This window comes from Frankia sp. CcMO1 (genome assembly GCF_977945845.1).
In genome coordinates this window covers 1-9015 of the sequence record NZ_CDWTMG010000204.1, presented here as the reverse complement: position 1 = coordinate 9015, position 9015 = coordinate 1, and the positions used below count along the sequence as shown (strand labels likewise).

9 protein-coding genes and 1 riboswitch are annotated in these 9015 nt (G+C 69.7%); of the genes, 1 reads left to right on the top strand and 8 read right to left on the bottom strand.

Annotated features, from left to right (window positions below; genetic code table 11):
• A partial coding sequence (locus AC08OU_RS19220) for a solute carrier family 23 protein (RefSeq protein WP_476605457.1) occupies positions 1-2012 on the top strand: 2012 nt, incomplete at its 5' end.
• A 231-nt stretch (positions 2013-2243) separates the two neighbouring features.
• On the opposite strand, the gene AC08OU_RS19215 is transcribed toward AC08OU_RS19220, so the two are convergent.
• The 8 genes from AC08OU_RS19215 to AC08OU_RS19180 all read right to left on the bottom strand — a co-directional run.
• Complete coding sequence (locus AC08OU_RS19215; RefSeq protein ID WP_476605456.1) at positions 2244-3296, bottom strand: methyltransferase domain-containing protein; 1053 nt, start codon at positions 3294-3296, stop codon at positions 2244-2246.
• An 11-nt stretch (positions 3297-3307) separates the two neighbouring features.
• Positions 3308-3433: a hypothetical protein gene (locus AC08OU_RS19210; RefSeq protein WP_023842045.1), complete on the bottom strand. Its 126-nt coding sequence runs from the start codon at positions 3431-3433 to the stop codon at positions 3308-3310.
• Positions 3434-3655: 222 nt separating this feature from the next.
• Positions 3656-4360 (bottom strand): histidine phosphatase family protein, encoded by a 705-nt coding sequence (locus tag AC08OU_RS19205; protein ID WP_476601492.1) that lies wholly within the window; start codon positions 4358-4360, stop codon positions 3656-3658.
• Positions 4341-5096, bottom strand: a complete 756-nt coding sequence (locus AC08OU_RS19200; RefSeq protein WP_476601493.1) for a CbtA family protein — start codon at positions 5094-5096, stop codon at positions 4341-4343. Before AC08OU_RS19200 ends, AC08OU_RS19205 begins: the two co-directional genes overlap by 20 nt.
• A gap of 35 nt (positions 5097-5131) precedes the next feature.
• Complete coding sequence (locus AC08OU_RS19195) at positions 5132-5362, bottom strand: CbtB domain-containing protein (protein WP_462188974.1); 231 nt, start codon at positions 5360-5362, stop codon at positions 5132-5134.
• 4 nt (positions 5363-5366) lie between these two features.
• A riboswitch (adenosylcobalamin (AdoCbl) riboswitch) is annotated at positions 5367-5520 on the bottom strand.
• A gap of 137 nt (positions 5521-5657) precedes the next feature.
• Positions 5658-6548: a hypothetical protein gene (locus AC08OU_RS19190; RefSeq protein ID WP_476601495.1), complete on the bottom strand. Its 891-nt coding sequence runs from the start codon at positions 6546-6548 to the stop codon at positions 5658-5660.
• A 245-nt stretch (positions 6549-6793) separates the two neighbouring features.
• On the bottom strand, positions 6794-7327 hold the full coding sequence (locus AC08OU_RS19185) for an NUDIX hydrolase (RefSeq protein ID WP_476601496.1): 534 nt from the start codon (positions 7325-7327) through the stop codon (positions 6794-6796).
• A gap of 621 nt (positions 7328-7948) precedes the next feature.
• The coding region (locus AC08OU_RS19180) for an endonuclease/exonuclease/phosphatase family protein (RefSeq protein ID WP_476605455.1) at positions 7949-9015 on the bottom strand (1067 nt) is incomplete at its 5' end.

Sequence of the window (9015 nt, the reverse complement as noted above, 5' to 3'; positions counted from 1 at the left end):
CAGATCCCCTCCTCTGGCCCCGCTTGCCGAAGAGGCTGCCGAACGCCGTCCGAGCCATCCCCGCCTATCTCGCGGCGGTCGTGACGGGCACCCTGCTCGCCGCCGTCGCGGGCTTCGACCTGCCCAGGGTCAACCTGCCCTCGTCCCTGTTCGACGCGGTCGCCCTGCCGGGCCTCCCGCGCGGTGACTGGTCCGGCATCGCGCTGGCCATCGTCATCGTCGCCAGCGTCGAGTCCCTGCTCTCGGCCGTCGCGGTGGACCAGCTTGCCACCACCCGAGGCTGGCGGGGGCCGCGCGTCGACCTCGACCGCGAGCTGCTCGGGCAGGGCTCGGCGAACCTCGCCTCGGGCCTGGTCGGCGGGCTGCCGATCACCGGGGTGATCGTGCGCAGCTCCACCAACGTCGCCTCCGGCGGGCGTACCCGGAAGTCTGCCGTCCTGCACGGCGTCTGGGTGCTGCTGTTCGCCGTGTTCTTGGGCCGTGCCGTGGAGTGGATCCCGCTGTCCGCCCTCGCCGGCCTGCTCGTCGTCGGTGCGCGGCTGGTCGACGTCGCGCATCTGCGCCACGTCCGCCGGCACGGGGAGCTGCCCGTCTACCTGGTGACAATCGTCGGTGTCGTCGCCCTCGACCTCCTGCAGGGTGCCGCCCTGGGTCTGCTCACCGCGCTCGCCCTGGTCCTGCGCCGGGTGCTGTGGTCGAGTGTCCGGCTGGTCCGCACCGACGAGCTCTGGCAGGTAGAAGTCGAGGGGACACTGAGCTTCCTGTCCCTGCCCCGCCTCGCGCGGATCCTGGGCCGCATCCCCGTCGGTGCCCCCGTCTCGATCGAACTCATCGTCGACTACCTTGACCACGCCGCCTATGAGCATCTGCGTGGCTGGTGCGCGAACCACGAGGCGTCCGGCGGAACGGTGAGCGTCGACGAGATCGGCCAGGTCTGGTTCCGCCGGCCGGCCGAGGTCGCGGAGCAGCGGCGCCGCACCGTCGTCCCGCACCTCCCGCGCTGGTTCGCGCCCTGGTCGCAGTGGCAGGAGCTGGAACTCGCGTCGTCACCGTCGGATTCCCATTCGTCGGAGTCGCGGTCGTCGGATTCCCAGCCCGGCGGCGTCGTTCCGCCGGCGATCCACCCGGACCCAGTCCCGGCCCCGGCGGCGTCGGCCCCGGCGGCGTCGGTGCCGGCGCAGGCCTCCCCCGACCTGACGGTCCAGCACGTCAGCACAATGTTGCTCGGGGTGAACGAGTTCCACCGGCGGGCCGCCCCGCTCCTGCGGGGCACCTTCGACGAGCTCGCCGGGGGACAGCAGCCCGGCGCCCTGTTCCTCACCTGCGCCGACTCTCGCATTGTTCCCAACATCATCACCAGTAGCGGTCCCGGTGACCTGTTCACGATCCGTAATGTCGGGAACATCGTCCCGGTGGACGACCCCGCCGGATCCGACCCGGACGCGCCCTTGCGACGCGGTGGCGACCTGTCGGTGACCGCCGCGCTGGACTACGCCGTCGACGTCCTGCGGGTGCCCTCGCTCGTGGTGTGTGGCCATTCCGGCTGTGGCGCCATGCAGGCGTTGCTGTCCGGCGCGCTCGACGGCGCACCCGACTCGGCCCTGGCGGGCTGGCTGTCGCACGCCGCCGTCTCGCTTGAGCGGACGCCCCCTGCCGGCACGGAGGATCTGCTCCCGGTGGAAAGGCTGGGCCGCGCCAACGTGGCGCAGCAGTTGGAGAACCTGCGCGCGCATCCGGCCGTGCGCCGTGCCCTGGCACGCGGCACGCTAGAACTCGTCGGCCTGTACTTCGACATCGCCGACGCGCGCATCTGGGTGCTCGAGGAGTCGACCGGCCGGTTCGTCGACCCGATGGACGCGTTGCCGACGGCGGTCATTGGGACCGGCCCGCGTCGCCGGTGGGACGCACCGGTGCGGGTACCCGCACCCATGGTCGCGGTCGGCGCGGGTCCTGCCGACGAGCAACCGCCGCCCGCCGGCCGGCGGGCCCGGTGGCTCAGCCTGCCGCGGTAATGCCGCAGCGGTGAAGGGCCACCGATCGCCCGGGGCCCGGGATCAGGGATCCGAGGTGCTGACCCCGGAGATGCACCGATGGTCGGCGACGTCGATCGTTGGATGACGTCGATCGTTGGATGACAGAGAGTTGCCGAGGGTTGGGCGCGGTCTCAAGGCCGGAGACCGTTACCAATCCTCGGCAATTCGCCGTCGCGCCGGTTCGCCGTCGCGCCGGTTCGTCCGCGGGGGTCACGAGGCCGGGATGACCCGCTCCGGGTAGTCCAGCCAGGATGTCTGACCGTCGGGGGTGACGGTGAGCCCGAAGCGGGTGCAGGACGGCCGTCCTGCGTTCACCCACCAGTCGTAGGCCATTTCGAGTTCGTCCCACAACCGTCGTGGCCCATACTGGGTGACCTCGTGCCCGTCCGACTGCCCGTCTGACCCGGCGGTCAGTGACGCCCACGACTGTGACGCCGCGTGGGACAGCAGAAGTGTTTTCGCTGGGCCGCCTTCCTCGATCTGCCCGGTGGTGCAGCCGGGCAGCCACAGGCCGACCGCGAATCCGGCCGCGGCGTCCCCGAAGGGCTCATCCAGATACCGGCAGGTTGTTCTGACATCGGCGTCGTCCTCGCCGAGCCACCAGACGGGTTTGTCGGCCCGCTGGCCGCGCAGCCGCATGAAACCCGCCTCATCATGAAAATGGCCCGAGGCGGTGCCGTCCGCAACGGTCAATGACAGCAGCGCCCCACCGAACTCGCTCGTGAACGGCAGCACGATCCGCCCGCCCGGCCGGGTCTGCATGATCCAGGGGTAGGGAACGGTAACCACCGACGCTGTGGCGATGATCCGGTCGTAGGGAGCCCGACCGGGAAACCCCGCCGCGCCGTCCCCGACGACCACCGTCACCGGACGGCCGATTCTGGCGAGGGCCGCGCGGGCCTGCCCCGCGATTCCCGGATCGATCTCGATGGTGGTGATCTGGCCGGTCGGGGTCCGCTCGGCGAGCAGCGCCGCGTTATAGCCGGTCCCGGTACCGATCTCGAGGACGTTCATCCCGTCCCGCACATCGAGGAGGTCAAGCATCCGGGCCATGACCCACGGCGCGCTGCTGGAACTGGTCGGTATGACGTCCCTACCGTCGTACCTGCCCGTCCCGTCGTCGACCTGCGTCGTGATCCCGTCGTCGCCGCGGCACAGCTTCGACCACCGCTGTGGATCATCCTGGCGCCGGAGCGGGACCAAGAAGAACCCGTCCTCGTCCCGGACCCAGATTTCATCCGGGATGAAGTCCTCGCGGTTCACCCGGCGGACGCTCACGCCTTCCCTGAGCCCTTGCACACGCCGCAGGAGACGGTCTCGTTCTTGCCGTCGCTGGTCACGGTGATCTTCCCGCTGCCGTTGCAGGTCGGGCAGGCTACCGGTTTCGCGTGCTTACCCACCCGACCGCCTCTCACCTGGGGCCATCTGGGGGTTCGGGCCCACGGCCATGATTCCATCCGGACGGTGCCGCGCGTCAAGGGGCCGCGGCAGCCTCGCGGCCGGGCCGGGAAACTGATCTAACTTGACAATTCTTAATATTTAAGAAATTTGTCGGCATCCGGGCGTGCTGGCCACGACATCCTGACGCCGACGCCGGCGGACGCCGGATCCGGTGGATCTCGCTAGAGCGGGCGGCAGACGTGCGTCAAGGTCCAGTCGGTTCCGGTCCTGGTCGCGGTCCTGGTTCCGGTCGCGGCACCCTCCGTTTTCGGCTGAGTGCCGGTCGTGCCGTCATGACCGTCCGCGCCGATCCGACGGTGCAGGAGGGTCGCCGTCAACGGGGCGACGTCGATCCGCCAGAACATCTCGACCGGGCAGCGCAGGGCGGCCACGAGCACGCCCCGGATGACCGCTGGATGGGTCACCGCGATGATGTGGCCCGGTTCGGTGCTTCGCCGGGCCAGCCAGTTTTCGACGCGGCCAAGCAAGCTCAGTAGGGATTCGCCGCCCGGCGGGGCCACCGCCGGATCGCTGTGCCACCGGCGCAGTTCGTCCGGGGGAATCTCGTCCAGGCTGTGCCCCCGCCACGCCCCGACGTCCAGGTCGCGCAGGGCCGGATCCACCTTGGGGACGATGGGTGGGCCCGGGGCCCGCGGGATGGTGACGTCACCCTTGCGGGCACCGAGGCCCAGGGCGGCGGCGGTCTGACAGGCCCGCGCGGATCCGTCGCAGAGCACCCCTCCCGTCGCGGGAAGCGCGCCGGCCGCGACCGCCTCGGCGGCGCCGACGGCTCGGCGCAGCCCGTCGGCGTCGAGAGGTTCGTCGACAGGGAACCGGGCGGCCCGCAGGGCCGCGGTCGGCGCGCAACTAACCAGGGCCAGCCGCACCGGCGGCACCGATCGCACCGATCGCACCGATCGCGCTGGTGGGGGCCGCGGCACGTCGGGACGCGCGTTCGGTCAACGCGCCGAACAGCAGGCCGATGGCCGCCCAGACGGTCGCCTGGATGGCGAGCGAGGCGATCCGGAACCGCCATAGCACGTCGGCGGGGAAGCCCTCCGGCGTCTCGTGCACGCGGGGCAGGACGGCGTAGACGACGCCCAGGACCACCAGCCCGCCGACGACGGCGGCGATCGTCGCGTTCCAGCCGCCGAGCCGCCGCGCGGCCACACCCGTCCCGACCACGACGATCACCGAGATCAGGATCATGAGGAAGTACAGGACGGTCCGCCGGCCGATCGTGTCGGGATTGCCGATCGCGGGGGGATTCGCCGGGTACTTCAGATCGGGCAGGAGGTAGACCGCGGTGAACCCGGCGAGGGCCACCAGGGCGGCCGTCCCCCGGGGCCCGAGGGCGCCCAGGCGGCCCTGCACGCACGCATACGCCAGGGCGAACATGCCGCCGATGGCGACGGAGAAGAGCAGCAGACCGGTGAACAGACCGAGCGTCGACTGCACGGTCCGGGACACCGGCTCGTGCGCATGAGTGGAGCTCTCGCCCGCCGACTCGAAGGTGATCGCGTGACCGATCTGGCTCTCGCCGAGGGTCTTCGCGACGATGAAGGCGAGCACGCCGGCGACCAGACCGACGAGCATGCCACGGATCAACAGTGTTCGTGCCACAGCGTCTCCTTGCTGGAACAGAGCGGGAGGAGGCGTCAGTGGCAGGGGAAGCCGAGCAGGTGGCGGGCGTCGTGCACGAACTCGTGGACGTAGTTCCCGCCGAAGATTGACAGCGCGCCCTGCTCGGCGCCGACGAAGTACAGCCCGAGCAGCGCCAGCAGCCCGCCGAAGAGCAGGAAGGGCACCAGCTCACGCAGCGGGATGGTCGGCAGGGTCGGCAGTGCCGGCTGGGCGAGCGGTGCGGGGGAGACGGCGGGGTGCGCCATGAGGAGAACCTCCACTGGAATCACGCGTTCCACGGGTAGGATGGGTTCGGGTAATGGGTCTGACTTCCGAGACCGTCCAGGACGGACGGGCCGGTCACAGTGGCGCGACCATGCCGGAATCACACCGGCTTCCATCACACGAACATGTAAAGATAAACAGCGCCATGTAACCCTGTCAAGTTTTCTGGGCTGCCAGGATGGCTGGACGGGTCCGGGTGCGGTCCCCGTGGGGCATGCTGGTGTGCTGTGCGTGCGGTCAGTGTGCTGTGTATGCGGTCAGGGGGACCAGTAGCGGTCAGGGGAGCCAGGAGACGGTGGCACAGCCGAGCTGATGCCGGATGGGGCCGTCGGGCCCGGCGTTCGTGGCGTAGGCGCACACCGTGTGCGGGACGGCGCTGGTGATGACGGTGGTCTCGAAGCCGTGGTCGGAGCCGGCGTCGGGGTAGAAGCGGGCGACGTCCGGTCGGGAGGTGTCCGCGGTGGCGGTGGCGGCGGTGGCACCGTCGAGAGTGACCGTGACGGTGAGGGGGTCGGCGGGGGCGTCGGGGTCGTAGGCCCAGCCGGCGACGCGGACGCTGCTCCAGCCGGCGGTGATCCACGGGTTGGGCGTCGCGAGGTCGAGGTAGCCGAAGGGCGTGTGGTCGACGGCGGGCGCGTCCACGGTCGCGGTGGTGCAGCCGAGGCTCTGCCGGTGGAAGGAGCCGAGCGGGCCGATGTCCACCGCGGCGGTGCAGACGGTGTGGGTGCCGGGTGCGGCGGCCACGGTGGTGTCGAAGCCGTGGTCGGGGCCGGCGCCCGGGTGGGCCCGGGCGACGTCGGGACGGGAGCGGTCGGCGATGACGGTGGCGGTGGCGACGTCGTCCAGAATGATCGTTACGGCCAGGGGGTGGCTGAGGTCCCCCGGGTCGATGGCCCAGCCGGCGACGCGGATGCCGGTGGGGGAGGCGTCGACGAGATCGAGAAAGCCGAACGGCGGCGCATCGTCCCCATTGGGACAGTTTTTCTCGATTTTCTCGATCTTCCCCGTCTTCCCTACGTCACTGGGCTCGGCCGTCGGGCAGGTGCCGGCCACGGCGGATCCGGCCAGGCCGGCGTCGATCAGGACGGTGGTGAGAACGAGGATGCTGATCATCGCGACGGTGGTACGTACGGGCGTTCGATGCGGCGTGATGGCGATGATCGTCACCCTCTCTCCTCTCGCCCAAGGTGTGAACTGAAAGTAGCATCTTCATCGCTATCGGTCGACAACCGTGAAGGTTGTGTTGCATGTTGCATCCACGCCGCTGCCATGCGCATTCTGCGGGTGCGGTGTCCGTGCGGCCATGGGTCCGTATGGCCGCGGGGCGGTGGGGCCGCGGGGCGGTGGGATGGTGGGATGGTTGGGCGGCGACTGGGCCCGGCCCGCCGACCGCGGCTGTTACCAGACCTGGATCAGTCAGCTCGGTCTGGCGGGGGACCCGTGGACCGGTCGCGGGACCGGATAGCCGAGAAAGCCTGCCGCGATCGTGCGCCCGCTCCCCGACTCGGCGGCCAGCCGAACCGGGAGAACGGCTCCGCCCGCAGATGCAGACGGATGATCTCGCTGCTGTACGCCAGCGTGTCGGCCGGCAGATCGTCCGGTGGGTGCCAGGCGAGGGCGGAGCAGGTGGCCGGCTCCCGATTGGTGGGCTCGCCGCTCCATCGCGGCACCAGGAAGCCGAAACCGATACGAGCGTCGCTGTCCGGCGGAAGGGCATGCGTGACACCCGCGAAAGCGACATCCTCGGGTTCGACCCCGATGCCGAGCTCCTCGTCGAGCTCCCGGAGCACCGCGGTCACGACGTCCTCGGCGGGCTCGATCCGTCCGCTGGGCAGCGCCCAGCAGCCGCTTCCGTAGATGTCTCCCGCGCGTTTCGTCAGGAGCAGGCGGCCGTCCCGTACCAGTAGCGCAAGAACGTCGACCGGGGTCCGGTGTTCGTGCCGCATGGTCCTCCTGCACCTTTACCATGACCGTGTGGCAGTTCCGGTGCCAAGGTAACCCTTGTCGCCGAACATGTTCCTCGGATCGAGGACGTCGGGGATTCCGGACCGGGTTCGCCACGGCGGCCGTCCCACGAACCGCCTCCTCGAGGCCGACACCTCCGACGACCGTCTCACCCAGTGGCCACAATCCGTCGGACGGCCGTTGGCCGGTGAGTTGTGGGGACCTGAGCACGGTCTGCGGTACTTGGGAGTCGAAATGAAATAACTTGCGCGTTTCGAACCCTCCATAGGCCTGTGACCTGCGATGATGCTCTCGATCACGTATTTGTTACTTCATTACGTCCCCTTGGGCCGTGCCTTGCTCCCCACAATTTGGCCGCCGTGCGGTCAGGCGGACCCGGCCTTCGGCCTTCTTCGCCTGGTAGGGCACCTACGAGGAGGCTTGTTCCGCAACCTTCAGTACAGATGATCCAGATCATTCCTCGTCGCCCCCAGGTGGTCCTTGCGTGATTGTCCGGATGGTTCTCCGGATGGTTCGGGGGCGGGTCAGATCGGGCGGCGGGGCAGGCGTCCGCTCAGCGGCACAACAGAGCGTTGCCTGGGTGTTCTAGATACCGCGGTGTTTTAGATATCGAGGTCGACGTAAAGAGCGGCATGATCGGAGGCGGCCTGTCCGGCTCGGGTGATCTTGGGGTGGATCGCCCACTGGGCGGATGGGTGTTTGTTGTCGGGGTCGCCCCACAGGCCGGTGCGGACGATCTGCCCGCCGGTCATCCGGTCGGCGAGGTCGGGGGAGAGCAGGATGTAGTCGAGTCGGTTGCGGGCGGTGCAGGACTGGAAGGTACCGGGTCGGGGACCGGTGTCGAATCCGGCCCGGCTGGTGGCGTCCACGAGTGGGCTGTCGGGGCCGAGGAGGGGTTCGAGGCTGGGGAACGCGGGCGGGGGTGGCTTGTTGAGGTCACCGACGACGGCGATGTATCGGGCGCCGGCGTCGCGGAGCGCGGTGTAGATCTCCGCCACCCGGTGGGCCTGCCGGCGGCGTAGCGGGTCGGGGTTTCCCGAGGTCCAAGACTGGCTTTTCAAATGGTTCGGCAGCACCCAGACGGTGTTGCCGGCGGGGGTGTGCAGTTCGTAGGCGGGGCAGTCGCGGCTGAACAGCGGCCGGTCGGGGCGGGCCGGGTCGGGGTCGTCGACGTGGCTGACGATCGAGCCGATCGTGTGGCCGGGTTTGGCCAGCAGGCCGACGTTGATGCCGCGGGGGTCGTTGCCGTCGATGAGCATCACGTGGGCGTACAGGCCGGCGAGCAGACTGGTGTTGAACCGGACCAGCGCCGGACGGTTTTCGGCTTCGATCACGGCGAGAACGTCGGCGTTGATGTCCGTGATGACCTGGGCGGTGGAGCGGATCCCGGTCTCGTTGACGGGGCCGGTGACCAGTTCGACCCAGCCGATCCAATCCTGCCGTCCGGCTGCGTCGATCACAGCGTCCTTACCGGGGGGTTGGGTGAGGAAGTTCCCGCGGTTCTCGCGAAGCCGGGCCCACCGCGGCTGTGGATCCCGGCTGAGCTGCAGCCGACCCTCGCCGGTGCGGGTCAGGATTTCCATCGTTTCCAGGTCGGCGAGCATGTCGGTCTTGTCCTGAACGGTATAGACCTCGTGCTGGGCGAGGGTGGTGAACCGGTCGAATGCGG